The 19049-nt window shown below is 64.9% G+C and carries 16 protein-coding genes; 7 read left to right on the top strand and 9 right to left on the bottom strand.

What is annotated here, in order from left to right:
• Nucleotides 1–76: 76 nt before the first annotated feature.
• Complete coding sequence (locus tag G1E_RS18410; protein WP_009681635.1) at nucleotides 77–5125, bottom strand: ATP-binding sensor histidine kinase; 5049 nt, start codon at nucleotides 5123–5125, stop codon at nucleotides 77–79.
• Between the two features lie 241 nt (nucleotides 5126–5366).
• Between G1E_RS18410 and G1E_RS18415 the strand changes: the two genes are divergently transcribed.
• Together G1E_RS18415 and G1E_RS18420 are read left to right on the top strand one after the other, a co-directional pair.
• Nucleotides 5367–6359 (top strand): response regulator, encoded by a 993-nt coding sequence (locus G1E_RS18415; RefSeq protein WP_009681636.1) that lies wholly within the window; start codon nucleotides 5367–5369, stop codon nucleotides 6357–6359.
• A complete protein-coding gene (locus G1E_RS18420) occupies nucleotides 6356–6724 on the top strand; it encodes a response regulator (protein ID WP_009681637.1) in 369 nt (122 codons plus the stop codon). Before G1E_RS18415 ends, G1E_RS18420 begins: the two co-directional genes overlap by 4 nt.
• A 45-nt stretch (nucleotides 6725–6769) precedes the next feature.
• Here the strand turns inward: G1E_RS18420 and G1E_RS18425 are convergent, their stop codons facing one another.
• The gene (locus G1E_RS18425; protein ID WP_029887803.1) at nucleotides 6770–8260 is read right to left on the bottom strand and encodes a YifB family Mg chelatase-like AAA ATPase; all 1491 of its coding nucleotides are present in this window, start codon (nucleotides 8258–8260) and stop codon (nucleotides 6770–6772) included.
• Nucleotides 8261–8517: 257 nt separating this feature from the next.
• Between G1E_RS18425 and G1E_RS18430 the strand changes: the two genes are divergently transcribed.
• On the top strand, nucleotides 8518–10530 hold the full coding sequence (locus G1E_RS18430; RefSeq protein ID WP_047149996.1) for a DUF4034 domain-containing protein: 2013 nt from the start codon (nucleotides 8518–8520) through the stop codon (nucleotides 10528–10530).
• A gap of 23 nt (nucleotides 10531–10553) precedes the next feature.
• Here the strand turns inward: G1E_RS18430 and G1E_RS18435 are convergent, their stop codons facing one another.
• Nucleotides 10554–10820, bottom strand: a complete 267-nt coding sequence (locus G1E_RS18435; protein WP_009681642.1) for an accessory factor UbiK family protein — start codon at nucleotides 10818–10820, stop codon at nucleotides 10554–10556.
• A 384-nt stretch (nucleotides 10821–11204) separates the two neighbouring features.
• On the opposite strand from G1E_RS18435, the gene glnK reads away from it, so the two are divergent.
• The 3 genes from glnK to sutA all read left to right on the top strand — a co-directional run bounded on the left by glnK (nucleotide 11205) and on the right by sutA (nucleotide 13682).
• Complete coding sequence (gene glnK, locus G1E_RS18440) at nucleotides 11205–11543, top strand: P-II family nitrogen regulator (RefSeq protein ID WP_002555808.1); 339 nt, start codon at nucleotides 11205–11207, stop codon at nucleotides 11541–11543.
• Between the two features lie 46 nt (nucleotides 11544–11589).
• The gene (locus G1E_RS18445) at nucleotides 11590–12921 is read left to right on the top strand and encodes an ammonium transporter (RefSeq protein WP_009681643.1); all 1332 of its coding nucleotides are present in this window, start codon (nucleotides 11590–11592) and stop codon (nucleotides 12919–12921) included.
• Nucleotides 12922–13352: 431 nt separating this feature from the next.
• Nucleotides 13353–13682, top strand: coding sequence for a transcriptional regulator SutA (sutA, locus tag G1E_RS18450; protein ID WP_009681644.1), 330 nt, complete (start codon nucleotides 13353–13355; stop codon nucleotides 13680–13682).
• Between the two features lie 163 nt (nucleotides 13683–13845).
• Here the strand turns inward: sutA and G1E_RS18455 are convergent, their stop codons facing one another.
• The 6 genes from G1E_RS18455 to G1E_RS27095 are packed head-to-tail and all read right to left on the bottom strand — an operon-like array spanning nucleotide 13846 to nucleotide 18466.
• Complete coding sequence (locus G1E_RS18455) at nucleotides 13846–14541, bottom strand: HAD family hydrolase (RefSeq protein ID WP_009681645.1); 696 nt, start codon at nucleotides 14539–14541, stop codon at nucleotides 13846–13848.
• The gene (xerC, locus tag G1E_RS18460; RefSeq protein ID WP_009681646.1) at nucleotides 14538–15437 is read right to left on the bottom strand and encodes a tyrosine recombinase XerC; all 900 of its coding nucleotides are present in this window, start codon (nucleotides 15435–15437) and stop codon (nucleotides 14538–14540) included. Before xerC ends, G1E_RS18455 begins: the two co-directional genes overlap by 4 nt.
• Nucleotides 15437–16147 (bottom strand): DUF484 family protein, encoded by a 711-nt coding sequence (locus tag G1E_RS18465; protein WP_009681647.1) that lies wholly within the window; start codon nucleotides 16145–16147, stop codon nucleotides 15437–15439. The genes xerC and G1E_RS18465 overlap by 1 nt, the downstream gene beginning before the upstream one ends.
• Before the next feature lie 13 nt (nucleotides 16148–16160).
• Nucleotides 16161–16991, bottom strand: a complete 831-nt coding sequence (dapF, locus tag G1E_RS18470) for a diaminopimelate epimerase (RefSeq protein WP_009681648.1) — start codon at nucleotides 16989–16991, stop codon at nucleotides 16161–16163.
• A 4-nt stretch (nucleotides 16992–16995) separates the two neighbouring features.
• Complete coding sequence (gene lysA / locus G1E_RS18475) at nucleotides 16996–18243, bottom strand: diaminopimelate decarboxylase (RefSeq protein ID WP_009681649.1); 1248 nt, start codon at nucleotides 18241–18243, stop codon at nucleotides 16996–16998.
• 10 nt (nucleotides 18244–18253) lie between these two features.
• Nucleotides 18254–18466, bottom strand: a complete 213-nt coding sequence (locus G1E_RS27095) for a lipoprotein (RefSeq protein ID WP_009681650.1) — start codon at nucleotides 18464–18466, stop codon at nucleotides 18254–18256.
• A 250-nt stretch (nucleotides 18467–18716) separates the two neighbouring features.
• On the opposite strand from G1E_RS27095, the gene cyaY reads away from it, so the two are divergent.
• The gene (gene cyaY / locus G1E_RS18485; protein ID WP_009681651.1) at nucleotides 18717–19049 is read left to right on the top strand and encodes an iron donor protein CyaY; all 333 of its coding nucleotides are present in this window, start codon (nucleotides 18717–18719) and stop codon (nucleotides 19047–19049) included.

The raw sequence follows: 19049 nt of genomic DNA on the forward strand, positions 1-19049 counted from the left end.
GCCTTGCAGCGGGTACACCCGTTCCTGCAGCGTGGTATGCGCAGGTGCGGGTGCACCGTGAACAGGCCGGCACAGGCTAGCGGTCACTGACCGGCAGGGTGAAGCGAATCCGGCAGCCGCCCAGCTCCGACACCAGCGCCTGCAACTGGCCGCCGTGGGCCTGCACCACCGAATTGCAGATCGCCAGCCCCATGCCCATGCCGCTGCCCTTGGTGGTGTAGAACGCATCGAACACGCGCTCGCGTTCTTCAACCGCAATGCCCGGCCCGTTGTCGTCCACACAGATCTCTACCTGCCCCGCAACTACCGCCGAGGCAATGCGCAGCACGCCATCGGCACGGTACCCCGCCAGTGCCTCCAGGCCATTGGTGATCAGGTTGAACATCAGCTGTTGCAACTGCACTGGGTCGGCCACCACGCTGACCCCCGCGTGCAAGTGCGTTTGCACCTGCACTGCGCCCTTGGCGGCATCGGTCGAGGTCAGGCGCACCACCTCGCGGATCACCGCGTCCAGCTTCACCGCCTGGCGCTGCAGCGGTGCCTGCTTGGCCAGCGAGCGCAACGCCCGCAGGATGTTGGCAGCACGCTCGCTGTCGTTGCGGATGTCCTCCAGCCCGGCCATCGCTTCTTCCAGGTCGGGCTTTGCACGCTTCAGCCAGCGCAGGCTGGCGGCGGCATTGGCAGCGATACCCAGCAACGGCTGGCTTATTTCGTGGGCAATCGAGGCCGACAGTTCGTTCATGACTTGCAGGTGGGCAGTGCGCGCAAGCTCTGCGCGAGAATGACGCCGTTCCGCCTCTATCTGCGCCCGGCTCTGGTTGTCTTCGGCCAGGCGCGTGTAGAACTTGGCCGTTTGCAGTGACACCGCGGCCTGCGCCGCCAGGATCTCCAGCATGGCCAGGCGCTGGCTGCCGAACAGGCCGGGTACCAGGCGGTTTTCCAGGTACACCAGGCCGATCAGCACCCCCTGGATCACCAGGGGCAGGCACAGTACCGAGCGGGCGCCACGTGCCTGCAGGTCCTGGCGAAAGGCTTCGGGGCAATCGCTTTGCGCATCACTCAGCACCAGCGGCTTGCGCGTACGCATGGTGGTGTTGATGACCGACAACGGCGCCTGGGTCATGAATTTCTGGCAATTGTCCATGTTCACGTGCAGCCCGGCATCGTCGATGTAGGCGAGGGCGGCCATCTGGAATTCGGCACCGCTGACGATCAGCAGCGCACCGTGGTCGGCGCCGGAGTGCTCGGTCAGGTGGCCCATCAGGGTTTCGATCAGGCCTTCCAGCAGCACCTCCTCGGACAGCGCTCGCGCCGCTTCGATACCGGCCTCAAGGTCCAGCCTGGCCTGCTGCGTGGCACGCTGGGTTTCCTGGATCGGCTGGGTGCGCAGGAACGGATGCAGGGTCTCGAGTTGCTGCACCTTGCCGGTTGCGCCCCAGATATGGAAACAATCGCGAGCGACGCGCAGGTGCAGGTTGGCACCGGAAATCAGGCCGCTGGGGATGCACACTTCCGCCAGTTGCTCATGGGCCAGCGCCTGTTCGTGGATGAAGCCGGCAGCGGTGGCGGCGATCTGGGCCTGGTCGAAGCAACGAATGGCGGCCAACCCGTCGCCCTCCAGCTTGGCGATCACCCCTTCGATCAGCAGCAATTTGTTGCGGAACGTGGCCGGGTTGAAGCCTGCCCAGTGAGCGAAGCGCTCACGCAATGCCTGTAGTGCGTGCAGCTTGTCGGCAAGGCGGCCGGGGGCCTCCGGGCTGCCCAGGAGCAAGCCACGGAACAGGTGATAGTCGGCCAGGTTGATGTGGGCCGGCGCGGCCCAGGCGTAGTCGCCGGCCCGCGCCAGGTTGGCCATGGCCTGCGTATGGTTGCCCAGGTAGAAGGCGCTCATGCCGGCGAACAGGTACTCGAAGAACCGTGTAATGGGCGAGTTCGAGGGTGCGGTTGCGGTCGTGCCGGGGGTGCCGCTGAGGGCGGCGACGAACGCTTGCTGGGCCAGCAGGGTCTGCGCCACCTCCAGGTAGCCATGCCGGCGCGCGGTGGCCAGGCCCTGGGCGACTTCCTCGGCCACTTCCGGCAGGTAGCGGCCCATGATCAGCGAGTCGGAAACCAAGTGGTTGCAGGCATGGCAGCTCATGGCCAGGTCGCCGCTCAGGTGCGCCGAATCGACGGCCTCCAGGGCGGTGCGGCGGGCCAGCTCCATGGGTGACGTCCAGGCACTGAGCTGGTCCAGAGCGAGCAGCGCGCTGCTCAGGTCGGCCTCCAGGCCGTGGCGCTCGATCAGCTTGAGCGCCGCCAGGCAGCAGCTATGGCCATCGTGATAGGCACCAAAACGCTCGGCGCACATCACCCCGTACCAGGCCAGGCCGTAGGTGCTCCCTGGCGCTACGCCATGCAGCAACGCCAGCTCCGTGAGCTTGGCCAGGTGCAGGAAACACAGGTCGTCCTGCACCAGGAAGGATGACGACAGGGTCGCCAGCAAACCTACTGCCAGTGCGACCTCTTGCGAGTCGGTGCGTGGCAGCGACTCCAGGCAGTGGAGGCCTTTCTGCTCGATCAGGCTTTGCACACGGGCATGGCTGGCTTGCACCTGGTGTGGGTCAAGGCCCGGCGCGAGTTCGATACCCAGCATCCGCAGGCCGCCAAGCGCGCTGGCGATGGCAGCCTGGCAGTTACCCTGCAAGGTCTCCAGGCGTGCCTGCAACTGGCACACCCTGGCCCGCTCCAGCGTCGAGCCGGCACGCTGGCGGCATTCAGCCAGGCGGGCCTGGGCGGCGACCGTGCGCGACAGTTGCAAGTCGCACTCCGTTGCCATGCTGGCAATGGCAAAGCCAAGCGTGGCGCGGCTTTCCAGCGTACTGCAGGCTTCGAGCAGCTGTTGTGCCGTGTGCAGGTAGCCGGCGGCCTGCTCATAGGCGCGGCTGTCACGCGCCCGCTGTGCCGCTTCGTACGTAAGCTGCAGGAAGGTTGCGCAGTCATTTGCGGCAAACCCGCACGGGCTGGCGCGTTGCAGCTGATGGGCAATCTCGAACAGCAGCGCCTGCAAGCGGTCTGGCCAAGCCCCGAGCATGGCCACGGCAATGCGCGCATGCAGCGCTTCGCGCTCGTGCCCTGGCGTGAGTTGATACGCCGCTTCCTGCACGCGGTCATGCACGAAGCCCAGGCCGCTCTGGCTCGACAGCAGGAAGCCCGCGGCAATCAGGGCCTGCACCGCAGTGCCTGGCGCCCGCCCCAGCACCCGCTGCAATACGCCATTGTCGCAGCGGCTGCCTGCGGCGCTGGCGATGCGCAGTACGTCGCGCTGTGGCGCGGGCAGGCGCGCCAGGCGGTGGATCATCAGCTCGGCGACATTGTCGGCGTAACGGTGACGGGCCACGGCCTGTGGGCACCACGACCAACGCATGGCCTGGGTATCGAAGAAGAACAACTGGTCTTCGACCATGGCGCGCAGGATCTGGTGGATGAAGAACGGGTTGCCTGCGGTCTTCTCATGTACCTGTGCAGCCAGTGCCAAGGCGGCTTCGGCATCCACGTGGTAGCGCTCGGCGATCAACTCGGCCACCGCGCCAACGGCCAGCGGGCGCAGGTTCAGGGTGGTGCTGCGCAGTGTGTGGGGGACGCTGGCCGGGCCTTGGGTAGTGCCGGTGTCGCTGCGTTGGGCAAAGATCAGCAGCAGGTTGCCGGGCGCGTTTGCCAGCAGTTGCGCCAGGAGCTGGCGCGAGGCCTCATCGACCCACTGGATGTCGTCGATGAACAGCACCAGTGGCAGGCCGGGGCGGCTGAATACTGCAAGGAATTCGACCACGGCCCGCAGCTCCTTCTGCAGCGCCATGGGGGTAAGTTTGCCTGGCAGTGGCGGCAACGCGCCGAGCACTAGCTGCAGGTCTGGCGCCAGCTTGCCCAGCAGCCGGCCGTGGCCTTGGATGCGGCGCAGGATGTCGTGGCGCAGGGCGTCGAGTTCGTGGCTGTCCTTGGCCAGCAACTGGGTGGTCAGGGCGCCGAGGATTTCCACCCAGGGCGCGTAGGGCGCAGCCTGCGACACGCTGTTGCACTTGCCGACCGCCCAGTACCCTTGAGCATTGGCCTTGAGTGCAGTGGCCACCAGGCTCGACTTGCCCATGCCTGCGGCGCCTTGAATATGCAGCACTTGCGGCGTGCTGTCGCGGCGCAACCCCTTGAGCAGCAGCGCAATGGCCTGCTGTTCGGCATCGCGGCCATACAAGCGGCTGCCATGGGCGGCGACCGGGTCGGCGCAACCTGGTTCAAAGGCCGCCATGTGTTTGCTGGCAGCCCATTGCCGGTGGCAGTAGCCCAGGTCCACGGCCAGGGCGTATGCGCTCTGGTAGCGTGCGTCCGGTTCCTTGGCCAGGGCCTTGGCCAGCACGCTGCTCAGCGGCTGCGGCACGCGGTTGTCGACTTCGCAGGCGGTCTTGGGTTGTACCCCCGCATGCAGCTGACGCCAGTGCTGGGTATCGCGCCCGGTCAGTGGCAACTCACCGAGCAGTAGCTGGTACAGGATCGCCCCCAGGGCATAGATGTCACTGCGCAGGTCGTTGTTGCTGCCGTGCGGGCAGACTTGCTCGGGCGCCAGGTAGGTCCAGTTGCCGAGCGGCATGCCTTGCTCGCCGAGCGGATGCGCAGGTGTTGCACGGAACCCGCCCAGCCGCACCTGCAAGTTGTCCTGCACATGCACATGGGCTGGCTGCAGGGCGCCGTGCAGTACATGGCTTTGGTGGGCCTGGGCCAAGGCAGTGGCGGCGTTCAGCGCAATCTCCAGGAACGGCTCCAGCGCCAGCCGGCCTTCGCTGAGCAGGTCGGCGATGGAGTGACCGGCCGGGTACACCAGCAGTGGGCCTTCGGGGGAACGCACGAACGCGCACGGCACCACTGCCCACTGTGGGTCCAGTTTCAGCCGGTAGTCGCGCTCCAGGCGCTGACAGGCGGCGGGCGCTTCGAGCGGTGCTCGCATGGCGAGCCAGGCTTGCCCGCTGGTGGGGTCGCACAGGCGGAAGCAACTGAGCTCGCCATCCTGGCCCAACGCTGTGATGTCGCAGTTGTTGAGCCAGCTTTCGTCGACTGTCTGGTCGTAATCGATGGGCCTGTGAGCAAGGCGTTCATCGCGCATGAAACACCCCCCTGCTGGCGACATCCCGAGACGTGAGTATACGCAGCCAGGCCATGGGGAATGCGGGTTGCAGCCCGCTTGGCAGGAACGGGCACGCTGTTGTCCGTTATCGTCCCCTGGCCTTTTCCGGGCGCTTGTATAGTGCCTTGAACACCCTATCCCTCGGGATAATTGTTCCACCGCATCCGCTGGCCTACGCTGTTCGTGGCTGCGCGAATGCCCGTGCCCGTGCGAGGAAGCCATGATCCGAATAGGCAATGCCCTGGTGTCCCTGGAGCGCCGCGAAGTGTTGCTCGACGGTAAGCCCATGCTGCTGGGCGGGCGCGCGTTCGAGGTGCTGGCCACACTGATCAGGGCCAAGGGCCGGGTGGTCGACAAGGAAGAATTGTTCAGCCAGGTGTGGGCCGGCACCGTGGTCGAGGACAACAACCTGCAGGTCCAGGTGTCGTTGCTGCGCAAGGCATTTGGCGACCGTGGGCTGATTCAGACCGTACCTCGGCGTGGCTACCGGTTGGCGGCCGAGATCAGCTTCGCGGCCCCAGGCCGGGCATTGGGGGCTTTGCCGTTGTGCGCAGGCGCCGACACTCTGGAGCCATCCGGCGAAAGTGCGGATGTGCCAGTGCTGGTGGTTGATGACGACCCATCGGTACGCACGGCGCTCGGCCGGCTGCTGCGCTCGCAGGGCATACCCCATCATCTGTTCGCCAGTGCCGAGGCGCTGTTTGAAGCCCGGCTGGAAACCCCTTACGCCTGCCTGTTGCTCGACATGCACCTGCCCGATATCACCGGCTTGCAAGTGCAGGAAACGCTGCGCCAGCTGGCGCTGCCCTGGCCGATCGTGTTCATGACCGGCTTTGGCACCATTGCGATGACCGTGCAGGCGATGCGCGCAGGTGCCGTGGAGTTCCTCACCAAGCCTTTTGACGAGCAGCAGTTGCTGGCCCTGCTGGGTACGCTGCGGGTGCGTGCCGTGGCCGAAGGGCGCAAGTGGCGCCATGCCCGGCTCGTGGCGGAAAAGTACCAGCGCCTGACCCCGCGTGAGCGCCAGGTGTTCTCGCTGGTGGTCGACGGCCTGTCGCACAAGCAGATCGCCAGGCAGATCGGCACCAGTGAGGTGACCACCAAGGTGCACAAGAAGAGCATCATGAACAAGATGCAGTCGCGCTCATTGGTGGAGTTAGTGGCCATGCACAACGTGCTCGGCACACAGCAGGAGGGCATGGGCGGCGCATGAGCAGATGGGTATGCATCGTCGATGACGATGCTTCGGTGCGCAAGAGCCTGGCCAACCTGCTGCGTTCAGCCGGGTTCGAGACCCTGACCTTCGCCGGCGGTGCCCCGTTCCTGGCGTCTGAGCGGGCAGGGCAGGCCGGTTGCGTGCTGCTCGATCTGAAGATGCCCGGCATGAGCGGGCTGCACGTGCAGCGTGAGCTGGCGCTTCGGCAATGGCCGATAGTGGTGATCTGCATGTCGGCGCATTGGGATGATGCCGCCATGCACGCGGCGACGCGGCTGGGGGCGCTGGAGTGCCTGGGCAAGCCGTTTTCTGAAGAGGTATTGCTGGCGGTGGTTGAACGGGCATTGGCTGGCCGCCAGTAAACCAAGGGGTGGTGCAGGCCCTTGCCTGCAAGGCCACTGCGCAACCTAACTGCTCCCCGGCCGATACTGCAGGGCCTCGGCCAGATGCGCCCGGCCAATGGTCTCGCACCCCTCCAGGTCCGCCAGCGTTCGCGCTACCTTCAACAACCGGTGTGCCGCGCGCAGCGATAACGTCAGCCGCTCGCAGGCATTTTCAAGCCAGACCTGGTCGGCGGCTTTCAAGGCACAATGCCGGCGTAAACCTTCGAGATCGAGGAAGGCATTCGCGCAGGCCTGACGCCCGTGTTGCAGCGCTCGGGCCTGTGCCACTTTCACAGCCACAGCGGCACTGGTTTCACCGCTAGGCTGGTTGTTCAGCGTGGTGCTTTCGCGGGCCACGGTCAGGTGCAGGTCGATGCGGTCCAGCAGTGGCCCGGACAGTTTGTTGCGGTAGCGGGCGATCTGCTCGGTGCTGCAGCGGCAACGGCCGGTTGGGTCGCCGAGATAGCCGCACGGGCAGGGGTTCATGGCCGCCACCAGCTGAAAGCGCGCGGGAAAGCGTACCTTGTCGCGGGCCCGGGCAATCACGATTTCACCGGACTCCAATGGCTCGCGTAACACCTCCAGCACGCGGCGCTCGAATTCCGGTAGCTCGTCAAGGAACAGCACACCGTGGTGGGCGAGGGTGATTTCGCCAGGTTGCGGCCGGCTGCTGCCCCCCACCAGTGCCGGGCCAGAGGCGGAGTGGTGTGGGTGGCGAAAGGGGCGCTGCGGCCAGTTGCTCAGCGGTGCATGGCCGCTGACCGACTGGATCGCCGCCACTTCCAGCGCCTCGTGCTCGTCCAGCGGCGGCAGCAGCCCGGGCAGCCGGCTGGCGAGCAAGGTCTTGCCGGTGCCGGGCGGGCCGGTGAACAACAGGTTGTGCGCCCCGGCGGCTGCCAGCAGCAAGGCGCGCTTGGCTGCCAGTTGCCCTTGCACCTCGCTCAGGTCCGGGTACGGCCGTTGCTGCAGGATCAAACCGTTGGCCGCATAGGGCGCCAGGGGCACCTGGCCGTTGAGGTGGGCAACCAGCTCCAGCAAGTGCCCCACGGCATACACCGCCAGGCCGCTGGCCAGGCTGGCCTCCTCGGCGTTTTCCCGTGGCACCACCAGCGCCCGGCCTGCTTCGCGGGCCGCGAGTGCCGCCGGCAATACCCCCTGCACCGGGCGCAACGTGCCAGACAGTGCCAGTTCGCCCAGGCATTCAAGCTCGGCAAGGGCCGCGGTTGGCAGTTGACCGTCGGCGGCGAGGATGCCCAAGGCAATGGCCAGGTCGTAGCGCCCGCCATCCTTGGGCAGGTCGGCGGGGGCCAGGTTCTGGGTGATGCGCCGTTGTGGGTAGTTCAACCCGGAATTGACGATGGCGCTGCGTACCCGGTCTTTGCTTTCCTTGACGGTGGTTTCCGGTAGGCCGACCAAGGTGAGGTGCGGCAAGCCATTGGTCAGGTGCGTTTCGACGCTGACCGCCGGTGCCTGTACGCCCACCTGGGCGCGGCTATGGACGAGGGCTAGGGACATGGACGCTCCGTTGTCGCGGGTGAAGGCCGCTTCCTGCGGTAGCGCACAGGATAGCCAGCGCTCCTACTGCCGGCGCAAGAAGTGTGCATCGTGGTTTTTCCGGGCAGGGATTCATCGCGGATTTTTACACCTCTGAGCAAAAGGTGGATCCAATATTCTTTGCGCAGGGGCCGGGTATGGCTTAGTGTTGTTGGGCAACTGCAGTTGCCATGGAATGGCACTGTCCCTTCTTCCAAATGGACTTGAGGAATTGCTCCGTGCAAACGCTCACCCACACTCACCAGGTAATCCGCGAACTGGTGCAGGCCCGCGCATTCGTTGAACTTACCCGTTTTTTCGACCGCCTCGAGGCGCAGTGGTATCAGGCGCCGCCCGGCGAGTTTCCGGCCTACCTGGCGGCCCTGGAAGGCCACATGTTCGCCGACCTCGACAACCAGGGCGACAAAGCCCCGAGCCAGGTGCTCAAAGCCTGGGTCGATGCCTGCCCCAAGGCTTACCACCCGCACGTGGTAATGGGCATGCACTGCTTCCACCGCGCTTGCCGGGTACAGGCTGATGGCCAACCCAACGCTGCGCGTGTGCTGGCCGTAGGGCAGATATGCGAAACCGCGACTGCGCACCTGCTGCAGGCCCTGGAGCGTTCGGCGCAACCGCTGGCAGCGGCCATCGGTATGCTGCGCGTCAGTGCGCAGTTGCGCGAGCCTGGCTGGTTGGCCGAGTTGTTCAACGGGCGGCCTGCGCGCTATCGGCCCAGTGCCCATGCCGACGTGGAGGTGCAGGAAGCCGCCGCGCCGCTGTTGGTCAGGCATGGGGTGCAACCGCTGGCGGAACTGCCAAGCAGCTTGCCCGCGTGCCTGGCCAAGCGGACCTACCAGGACACCCAGGACCCGCGTTACTACTGGCTCCGCCACGCACTGGACCTGCGCCCCGGTTGCTTCGAAGCCATCCAGGCCCTGGCTATCTACCGGTTGCCGCGGTCGGGCGCCGGTGCCGATGCGCTTGAACTGTTGGCCAGCGGCCCGTTGTGCGCCAGTTGGGACGAGCGCCTGCGTAACGCCTTGCGCTGGATGGCCGTCGAAGAACAGCTACTGTTGCCGGCTGCCGACCAGTTGCAGGCCGTGGCCACCTGGCAGCAGTTGTTCGACGCCTGGGCACAGCGCCCGCTGAGGCCAAGGGAGCGCGCAGTACTGCTGGCCTGGCGGGGGGCGTTGCGCTGTACTGCATTGCACGATCAGGCCGGCGCGATTGGCGACTTTGCCGCAAGCCTGGCATGCAATGCCGATCATGGAGCGATCGGGGCCATGGGCGAGCCGTTCCGTTGCCTGGCCGAGCTGATACTGCGCGACGGCCTGGCGGATGAGCAGCAGTTGCTGCGCCGCGCCCTCGAGCGCCTGTGCGACGGGCGCTGCCATGCGGGCGCCTGTGCCTTGCGCGCCGCAGGGCACTGCTTTGGTCTGTGGGGGCTGCCACGCTCGGCCGAGCAGGCCCGGGCATGGTCGCAGCGGGCGGTGAAACGCCAGCTGGCAGGCCATGCGCCGGGGTTCACGGTGCTTGCGGCGGCGCGCCTGCTGTTGGCTGCCAACCGCCATGAAGTGGCCGTCTACCTGTATGAGCGTTGTGCCGAACTGAACCTGCCGGGGGCAGCCCTTGGCTTGTATGACTTGTACTGTGGTGGCCAGGCGAATACCCCGCAGGAGTACATTGATCGCCAGGCCGCTGAACATTGGCTACGGCGCGCAGTGGCAGCGGGCAGCCGCCGGGCCAAATACAAGCTGGCGTGCCTGCGCATGAAGGGTGGCGAGGACCTCAGCGAGCGCAGCGCCATGCTGGCCGTCAGGCACCTGCTGGTGGACGCGCTGGGCGATGCCCAAACCAATGCCCGCGCGCGTTTGCATCTGGGCATCCTGTTGCGCCAGTTCGGCAACTCTCGGGAGCGGGCCGAGGCTGTGGCGTACCTGTTGAGCCTGGTCGAGCACCCTGACCTGGGAGTTGCCGCACGCGCCAGTGTCGAGCTGGGGCTGGCCTGGATGCAGGGGCGCGGCACCCGCAAGCAAAGCCGCTTTGCCGCCATCGAATGGGCCAACCGTGCGGCCAGCTTGCAGCCGGCAGACGCCACCATCGCGCGTATCCAGGCCCAGATACTCAACTCGCACAACCGGGTGAAAACACTGTTCACCCAATGTGGTGCAGCGCTGTTGCGCGGCACCCTGCATGCCAGTGAGCTACCGCCCAGGCCGCCTAAGCTGAACGCCCTGCGGGTTTCCGCCTGACGTGTGGCAGCAGCAGGGCTGGTTCAGTCCTGCTGGGCAGTAGGGGCCAGCCGCGCTTCCAGCTCTGCTACCTGTTGCTCCAGGGCCTCAAGGCGTGCACGGGTGCGCGCCAGCACGACCATCTGGCTGTCGAATTCGTCACGGCTGACCAGGTCCAGTTTGCTGAACGCCCCTTGCATCAGCACTTTGAACTGGCTTTCCAGTTCGGCGCGAGGCTGTGCGGTATCGCTGCTGAACAGACGCGAGGCCTGGTCGCTCAGGGCATCGAGAAGGGCTTTGGGCGCGAGCATGGGGCTTTCCATTGAAACTGAGAAATGGCCAGCAGTGTAGCACGCACGCACATGGGCCTTTCTTTCACAGACGCTCGCGCGGTACTGCACGTTTTTCGAGCAGCAGCCCCCGCCTGCGCGCACCGAAACTGTGCATGATCTGCATGCTGGCGACTGGCCAATCCTGACTAAATCACATAACTCGCTGTTTTTCGTGGCTTTGGCGGAACTGGCAAGGTTTCTGCAAAGACCAGTTCGAGCCATGCACTGATGCAGTTCCTTGTGACCAGGGAGTGCGCACGCGGAGCCGGATGCCGACGACGCGTTACAAAGCCAACCGCTGCGCTTAGACTTGAGACGGGTTTGTTTTCCTGGGGCAAGTCCACCAAATCGGGAGAGAGTTTCATGAAGCTAGTCACAGCCATCATCAAGCCGTTCAAGCTGGACGACGTGCGCGAGTCACTGTCGGAAATCGGCGTGCAGGGTATCACCGTCACCGAAGTCAAAGGTTTCGGTCGCCAGAAGGGCCACACCGAGCTGTACCGCGGTGCTGAGTATGTGGTCGATTTCCTGCCCAAGGTGAAGATCGATGTCGCCATCGATGACAAGGACCTTGATCGGGTAATCGAAGCCATCACCAAGGCAGCCAACACCGGCAAGATCGGTGACGGCAAGATTTTCGTGGTGAATCTGGAGCAGGCGATCCGTATCCGTACCGGCGAAACCGATACCGACGCGATCTAAGCAACAACAAAGCCTCACCAAACCCAAAGCCCCAGGAGAAAACAACATGACTCTGCGTAAGATCGCAGGGCTAGGAGCCCTATTGTCCCTCGTAACCCCCGGGCTCGCCCTGGCAGAGGAAGCTGCCCCAGCGCTGAACTCCGGCGACACCGCCTGGATGCTGACCGCGACGGCGCTGGTGCTGTTCATGACCATTCCGGGCCTGGCCCTGTTCTATGGCGGCATGGTGCGTTCCAAGAACGTGCTGTCGGTGATGATGCAGTGCTTTGCAATCACCGGCCTGATGAGCATTCTCTGGGTCGTCTACGGCTATAGCATGGCCTTCGATACCGCCGGTATGGAAAAAGGCGTACTCAATTTCAATTCGTTCGTTGGCGGCTTCTCCAAGGCCTTCCTCAGCGGTGTCACGCCCGAGAGCCTGACTTCGGCCACTGCGCTGTTCCCTGAAGCGGTGTTCATCACCTTCCAGATGACCTTCGCCATCATCACCCCGGCGCTGATCGTCGGTGCCTTCGCCGAGCGCATGAAGTTCTCCGCGATGCTGGTGTTCATGGGTATCTGGTTCACCCTGGTATACGCGCCAATCGCGCACATGGTGTGGAGCGGTGACGGTGCACTGATGTGGGACTGGGGCGTACTGGACTTCGCTGGCGGCACCGTGGTGCACATCAACGCAGGTATCGCCGGCCTGGTCTGCTGCCTGGTACTGGGCAAGCGCAAAGGCTACCCGACCACCCCGATGGCGCCCCACAATCTGGGCTACACCCTGATGGGCGCGGCCATGCTGTGGATCGGCTGGTTCGGCTTCAACGCAGGTTCTGCTGCAGCGGCCAACGGCACCGCCGGCATGGCCATGCTGGTGACCCAGATCGCCACCGCCGCTGCGGCACTGGGCTGGATGTTCGCCGAGTGGATCGGCCACGGCAAGCCGAGCGCCCTGGGCATCGCTTCGGGTGTGGTTGCCGGCCTGGTCGCCATCACCCCGGCCGCGGGTACCGTGGGCCCCATGGGTGCCCTGGTAATCGGCCTGGCTTCGGGTGTGATCTGCTACTTCTGCGCCACCACCCTCAAGCGCAAGCTGGGCTATGACGACTCGCTGGACGCCTTCGGTGTTCACGGTGTGGGCGGCATCATCGGTGCCGTCCTCACCGGCGTGTTCGCAGCCCCGGCACTGGGCGGCTTCGGTACTGTCACCGACATCGGCATGCAGGTCTGGGTACAGGCCAAAGGCGTGATCTTTACCGTGGTCTACACCGCCATCGTCACCTACGTGATTCTCAAGGTGCTGGACCTGGTGATGGGCCTGCGGGTCAACGAAGAAGAAGAGTCGGTCGGTCTCGACCTGGCTCAGCACAACGAGCGCGGCTACAACCTGTAACTGCGACGCGGTAAAAACTTGCCCGGCTTGCCGGGCATTTTTTTGCCAGATTTTTAACATTTCCCGCTCGGCAAACGGTTTATTCGGCACGTTCGCGACGTAGGCAAAAAACTTACAAGTCGTAGGGCATTTATGGTGCTTTGCTTTTTCTACCGGCGCGCTAGAATGCGCGCCGAAGGGTGTTTGACGAGCAGTCCGCGCACTTCAACCAGCCTTTGCTAGGCTTGCCAATAGCGAGTGGCCAGCAGGGGCTAATGGATTTGTCAGGTTCTGCCAGGAGCAGGGCCTGCTGGGTACCGCCTCCCATCAGGAGCGCCGGCCCCAAGGGCAGTGGCCTAACCCACGGCCAGTTGAATTTTCACTGGTAGCTGCCGGTCTACGGCTGCACTGGTCTATAACTAACCTGCTTTTCGCAAGTCATGAGGTAGAACATGAGCGACGACGATCTGGAAAATGATGACCTCGAAGTAGGTGACGAAGACGAGGGCGATGAAGGCCTCGAAGCGGCGGCTGATGACGGCGTCGAAGACGCTGGCGATGACGACAGCAGCCCGGCACCCGCTGCCAAGGGCAAATCCAAGGCGGCAGTCTCGGTAGACGAGATGCCGAGCATGGAAGCCAAGCAGAAAGAGCGTGATGCACTGGCCAAGGCGATGGAAGAATTTCTGTCGCGCGGTGGCAAGGTGCAGGAAGTCGAGGCCAACGTGGTCGCCGACCCGCCCAAGAAGCCGGACAACAAGTACGGCAGCCGTCCTATCTGAGTGGCTGATCGTCAAGAAGCCCGCCGTCGCTGCGGGCTTTTTTGTGCCTGTGCCGGCCTCTTCGCGGGCACGCCCGCGCCCACAGGTTCACCACAGGTCTTGGGACCTGCACGGTCCCTGTGGGAGCGGGCGTGCCCGCGAATGGGCCGCAAAGCGGCCCCTGTCAGCGCCAGCGTGCGAGCACGTCGGGCAGCTGCGACAGGCGCCGGATCTCGGCATCCGGGGCCTGCTCGCCCGCCCAGGCCTTGCCCTGCGGGTTGAACCACACCGCGCGCAGCCCGGCGCGCTGGGCACCGGCAATGTCGTCAGCCGGGTGATCACCAATGTGCACCGCCGCACCGGCGTCCACCTCGCCACGCCGCAAGGCCTCCAAAAACGGCGCCGGGTCCGGCTTGCCAATGCCCAGGTCCTCGGCACACAGGGCGAAGCGGAAGTAATCCGCCAGCCCCAGCCGGCTGACGTCGGCATTGCCATTGGTGACAACGCCCAGGGTGTACTGATGCCGCAGGATCTCCAGCATTGGCTGCACCTCGGGGAAGATCTGCACCTGGTGGCGAGCATGCAGGAACACCTCGAAGCCTTCATTGGCCAGGTCCTGTGCGTGTTTCTCGCTGTAGCCGACTTCTTCCAGGGCATGGAACAGTACCCGCCGGCGCAGGGCACTGATGCGGTGCTTCAGGCCGGGCTCGGCCTGCACCAGGCGTTCGCGGATGGCGAACAGGTGTTCCACCGGCACCCCGCCCAGGAGGGGGGCGTTGGCTTCGAGCCAGTCGCGCAGCACGACTTCCGCACTGGCAATCACTGGCGCGGTGTCCCACAGGGTGTCGTCGAGGTCGAAGGTGATCAGCTTGATGCTCATGAGTCTGTGCCTTTGCTGCGTTTGGCCCGGGGGTGGGCGCTGTCGTACACCGCCGCCAGGTGCTGGAAGTCCAGATGGGTATAGATTTGCGTGGTGCTGATGTCGGCATGGCCGAGCATCTCTTGCACTGCGCGCAGGTCCTGGGACGATTCCAGCACATGGCTGGCGAAGGAATGGCGGAGCATGTGCGGGTGCAGGTGTTGGCCCAGTTCACGTTCACCCACGGCCTTGACCCGCTGCTGTACGGTACGGGGGCTGATGCGGTTGCCCTGGCGGGTGATGAACACGGCGCGGTCGCGCGGGTTGCCGATGCCGCGCAGGCGGTACCATTCCTTCAGCGCTTCGCGGGCCTTGCGGCCGACCGGTAGCACCCGCGCCTTGCCGCCTTTGCCCAGTACCTGCACCAGGCCGGCGGCAAGGTCCAGGTGATCCAGGTCGAGGTTGCTCAGCTCAGACAGGCGCAGGCCCGAGGAATAGAACAGCTCCAGCATGGCCTGGTCACGGCGGGCAATGAAGTCGTCGTCCACGCCGCCATCGAGTAGCTGCAGCGCACGGTCGGTGTCCAGCACCTTGGGTAGCTTGCGCTCGCCCTTGGGGGCGCTCAACCCGGCGGCAGGGTCGTGCTGGCACAGGCCTTCGCGGTTCAGGTAACGGTACAGGCCGCGTACAGCGGACAGCAGCCGCGCCAGGCTGCGCGAGGCCTGACCATGGTGATGCAGGCGGGCGACCAGCTGACGCAACTGCTGAATCTGCAGCGCTTGCCAGTCGGCAATACCTTGCTCCTTGCAATAGGCAATGACCTTGTCCAGGTCGCGACGGTAGCCCAGCAAGGTGTGCTCCGACACCTGGCGCTCACTGCGCAGGTGTGCGCAATAAGCCTCCAGCTGGCGTTCCATCAGCGTACCGAACGCAGGGTCTGGGTCACCCGTGGCACGACACGGCCGAGCACTTCGGCGATGTAGCCGAGGAACAGCGTGCCGACGCTGCTCTTGTAGTGTTGCGGGTCTCGGCTACCGATTGCCAGCACCCCATGCAACCCCTGGTACTCCAGCGCGGCCACGGCGCTGGAGCCGACCTCGCGGCGCTGTTCCTCGCCGAACAGGAAGGCCAGTTCATGTTCGCGCAGGTTGCCGCTGACTGTCTTGCCACCGCCCAACAGGGCTCCGATGGCCTGTTGGGCCTCGGCATTGCTGACCCAGCGCCCCACGGGGGCAACGTTGTCACCGAACAGGATCAGGCTGACAAAGGGCACCTGAAACTCCTGGCGCAGGCTGTCTTCGACGGCCATGACCACTTCTTCCAGGCTACCGGCATCAAGCAGGTCGAGGATCAGCCGGCGCGTCTTGTCGAACAGCCGGTCGTTGTCGCGGGCCACGTCCATCAGTTGTGACAGGCGGTGGCGCATCTCGATGTTGCGGTCGCGCAGCAGCTTGAGCTGGCGCTCGACCAGCGACACGCTGTCGCCACGCTGGTGCGGAATACGCTGTTCGATCAGCAACTCGTCGTGCTCGCTGAAGAAGGTAGGGTGGGCGCGCAGGTAGGCGACCACCGCCTCGGCATCGAGCTCGGCGGACTGCTGGGGTACAACCTTGGGCTGATCGGTCATGGCGGTTACTCGCTTAGAGACGAACCTGTCCTTCGTAGACGCGTACGGCCGGGCCGGTCATCACCACGGGCTTGCCGGGGCCGGCCCATTCGATGTGCAGGCGGCCACCTGGCAGGTCGAGGGATACCGGGGAGTCCATCCAGCCCTGGCTGATCGCCGCCACGGCGGCGGCGCAGGCGCCGGTGCCGCAGGCCTGGGTTTCGCCCGCGCCGCGTTCCCACACGCGCAGGTTGGCCCGGTGGCGGTCGATGACCTGGAGGAAGCCGGCATTCACCCGCTGCGGGAAGCGTGGGTGGTTTTCGATCTTCGGGCCCAGTTCATGCACGGGGGCAGTACGCACGTCGTCGACACGCAGCACGGCATGCGGGTTACCCATGGACACGGCGGCAATCGAATGCAGCTGGCCGTCGACTTCCAGTGGGTAGTTCAGCGCCTGCGCGTCGGCGACGAAGGGGATTTCGGCAGGGGTGAAGCGCGGCGGGCCCATGTCGACACTCACCTGGCCGTCGTTTTGCACGTCCAGCACGATGATGCCGCTCTTGGTTTCCACGCGGATGCGTTTTTTCGCGGTCAGGCGCTTGTCCAGCACGAAACGGGCGAAGCAGCGCGCACCGTTGCCGCACTGCTCCACTTCAGAGCCGTCGGCATTGAAGATACGGTAGCGGAAGTCCACTTCCGGGTTGTTCGGCGCCTCGACGATCAGCAACTGGTCGAAGCCGATGCCGGTGTGGCGGTCACCCCATTGCTTGGCGTGCTTGGGCTGGATGTGGGCGTGCTGGCTGACCAGGTCCAGGACCATGAAGTCGTTGCCCAGCCCATGCATCTTGGTAAAACGCAGTAGCATGGGCTTACTCCGGCAGCAGGCTTTCGCCAGCGTACAGTTCGGCGATGGTCTCGCGGCGGCGTACTTCGAACGCCTGGTCACCGTCAACCAGGATTTCGGCGCATCTACCACGGGTGTTGTAGTTGGAGCTCATGACAAAACCATAGGCGCCCGCCGACTCGACAGCCAGCAAATCACCTTCGGCCAGGTCGAGGACCCGGTCCTTGCCGAGGAAGTCGCCGGTCTCGCAGATCGGCCCGACCAGGTCATAGGCACGGCCTTCACCGCCACGCGGCTTGACCGCGCTGACGCCCATCCAGGCCTGGTACAAGGCCGGGCGGATCAGGTCGTTCATCGCCGCATCGATGATAGCGAAGTCCTTGTGCTCGGTGTGCTTGAGGTATTCCACGCGGGTCAGCAACACGCCGGCATTGGCCACGATATAGCGGCCAGGCTCGAACACCAGGGCCAGGTCGCGGTCGCCAACGCGCTCGCGGATGGCCTTGATGTAGTCGGCCACCAACGGCGGCTGTTCGTCACGGTAGCGCACCCCGACCCCGCCGCCCAGGTCCAGGTGGCGCAGGTGAATGCCGCACTCGGCCAGGCGGTCGACCAGCACCAGCAGGCGGTCGAGCGCGTCGAGGAACGGGTCGATGGTGGTCAGCTGGGAGCCGATGTGGCAGTCGACACCGACCACTTCAAGGTTCGGCAACTGCGCCGCACGCACGTAGATGGCTTCGGCGTCGGCAATGGCGATGCCGAACTTGTTTTCTTTAAGGCCAGTGGAGATGTAAGGGTGGGTACCGGCGTCCACGTCCGGGTTGACCCGCAGCGATACCGGGGCAACCTTGCCCATTTCGGCGGCCACCACCTGCAGGCGCTCCAGCTCGTCAGTGGACTCCACGTTGAAGCAGTGCACACCCACTTCCAGGGCGCGGCGCATGTCTTCGCGGGTTTTCCCCACGCCGGAGAACACCACGCGGTCAGCGCGGCCACCGGCCGCCAGCACACGCTCCAGCTCGCCGCCGGAGACAATGTCGAAACCTGCACCCAGGCGTGCCAGCACGTTCAGCACGCCGAGGTTGGAGTTGGCCTTGACCGCAAAGCACACCAGGTGCTCGGCGCCTTGCAGGGCGTCGGTGTAGCTGCGGTACTGGGCCTCGATGTGAGCGCGCGAGTACACGTAGGTAGGCGTGCCATGGCGTTCGGCGATGGCCGACAGGGCTACACCCTCCGCGAACAGCTCGCCGTCGCGGTAGTTGAAAGCGTTCATCTGGTTTCCTTTACTGCGCAGGCGACTGCTCTGGCTCGGACTCGGGCGCTGGCGGCTGCTCCTGGACCGCGGTCGGCTTGGCTTTCGACGAGTGCTGGTGCGACTTGTGCGCTTTAGCGTTATCGCCGTCGTCCGGCAGATACAGCGGGCCTTTCTGGCCGCAGGCCGAAACGAGGCAGGCAACAGCGACCAGCGCCGCGAAGGAGGAAATCAGGCGCTTCATGGGTGAAATCCTTAGAAAATGCAGTATTGCGCCCGAGTATACCGAGCGACCGGCGGCTTGCCTATGCAAGGGCCGGTCCGCCGGGCGGGCAGCAGACGCGGCAAGCTTCAAGCTTCAAGCGGCAAGAAAAAGCGATCGGGTGTAGGCTGGGCTTTTTCTTGCGGCTTGTAGCTAGCAGCTTGCGGCTGGCGCGTTGCGCCCGTATCTTCCCCGGCTTGCCTGTAATGCCGCCAATTTCGAGGTTCCTGCAATGAGTTTGAGTGAAGCGCGTTTCCACGATCTGGTCGACGCGACCCAACAGGCCCTGGAAGACCTGTTCGACGAGAGCGGCCTGGACCTGGACATGGAGAATTCCGCTGGCGTGCTCACCGTCAAGTTCGAAGGCGGCGCCCAGCTGATCTTCAGCCGTCAGGAGCCGCTGCGCCAACTGTGGCTGGCTGACCGTTCCGGTGGTTTCCACTTCGACTACGACGAAGAGACTAAAAAGTGGGTCTGCGAAAAGAGCGAAGAGCTGCTGGGCGAAATGCTCGAACGCATCGTTTGGGAGCGGGCTGGCGAAAAGCTGGACTTCGACGAGATCTGA

Source organism: Pseudomonas sp. TJI-51 (assembly GCF_000190455.2).
GTDB classification, from domain to species: Bacteria; Pseudomonadota; Gammaproteobacteria; order Pseudomonadales; family Pseudomonadaceae; genus Aquipseudomonas; species Aquipseudomonas juntendi.

Excerpts from the sequence above, each read along its gene's own strand:
- G1E_RS18410 (WP_009681635.1), bottom strand. The coding sequence starts at position 5,125 with ATGCGCGATGAACGCCTTGCTCACAGGCCCATCGATTACGACCAGACA.
- G1E_RS18415 (WP_009681636.1), top strand. The coding sequence starts at position 5,367 with ATGATCCGAATAGGCAATGCCCTGGTGTCCCTGGAGCGCCGCGAAGTG.
- G1E_RS18420 (WP_009681637.1), top strand. The coding sequence starts at position 6,356 with ATGAGCAGATGGGTATGCATCGTCGATGACGATGCTTCGGTGCGCAAG.
- G1E_RS18425 (WP_029887803.1), bottom strand. The coding sequence starts at position 8,260 with ATGTCCCTAGCCCTCGTCCATAGCCGCGCCCAGGTGGGCGTACAGGCA.
- G1E_RS18435 (WP_009681642.1), bottom strand. The coding sequence starts at position 10,820 with ATGCTCGCGCCCAAAGCCCTTCTCGATGCCCTGAGCGACCAGGCCTCG.
- glnK (WP_002555808.1), top strand. The coding sequence starts at position 11,205 with ATGAAGCTAGTCACAGCCATCATCAAGCCGTTCAAGCTGGACGACGTG.
- G1E_RS18445 (WP_009681643.1), top strand. The coding sequence starts at position 11,590 with ATGACTCTGCGTAAGATCGCAGGGCTAGGAGCCCTATTGTCCCTCGTA.
- sutA (WP_009681644.1), top strand. The coding sequence starts at position 13,353 with ATGAGCGACGACGATCTGGAAAATGATGACCTCGAAGTAGGTGACGAA.
- G1E_RS18455 (WP_009681645.1), bottom strand. The coding sequence starts at position 14,541 with ATGAGCATCAAGCTGATCACCTTCGACCTCGACGACACCCTGTGGGAC.
- xerC (WP_009681646.1), bottom strand. The coding sequence starts at position 15,437 with ATGGAACGCCAGCTGGAGGCTTATTGCGCACACCTGCGCAGTGAGCGC.
- G1E_RS18465 (WP_009681647.1), bottom strand. The coding sequence starts at position 16,147 with ATGACCGATCAGCCCAAGGTTGTACCCCAGCAGTCCGCCGAGCTCGAT.
- dapF (WP_009681648.1), bottom strand. The coding sequence starts at position 16,991 with ATGCTACTGCGTTTTACCAAGATGCATGGGCTGGGCAACGACTTCATG.
- lysA (WP_009681649.1), bottom strand. The coding sequence starts at position 18,243 with ATGAACGCTTTCAACTACCGCGACGGCGAGCTGTTCGCGGAGGGTGTA.
- G1E_RS27095 (WP_009681650.1), bottom strand. The coding sequence starts at position 18,466 with ATGAAGCGCCTGATTTCCTCCTTCGCGGCGCTGGTCGCTGTTGCCTGC.
- cyaY (WP_009681651.1), top strand. The coding sequence starts at position 18,717 with ATGAGTTTGAGTGAAGCGCGTTTCCACGATCTGGTCGACGCGACCCAA.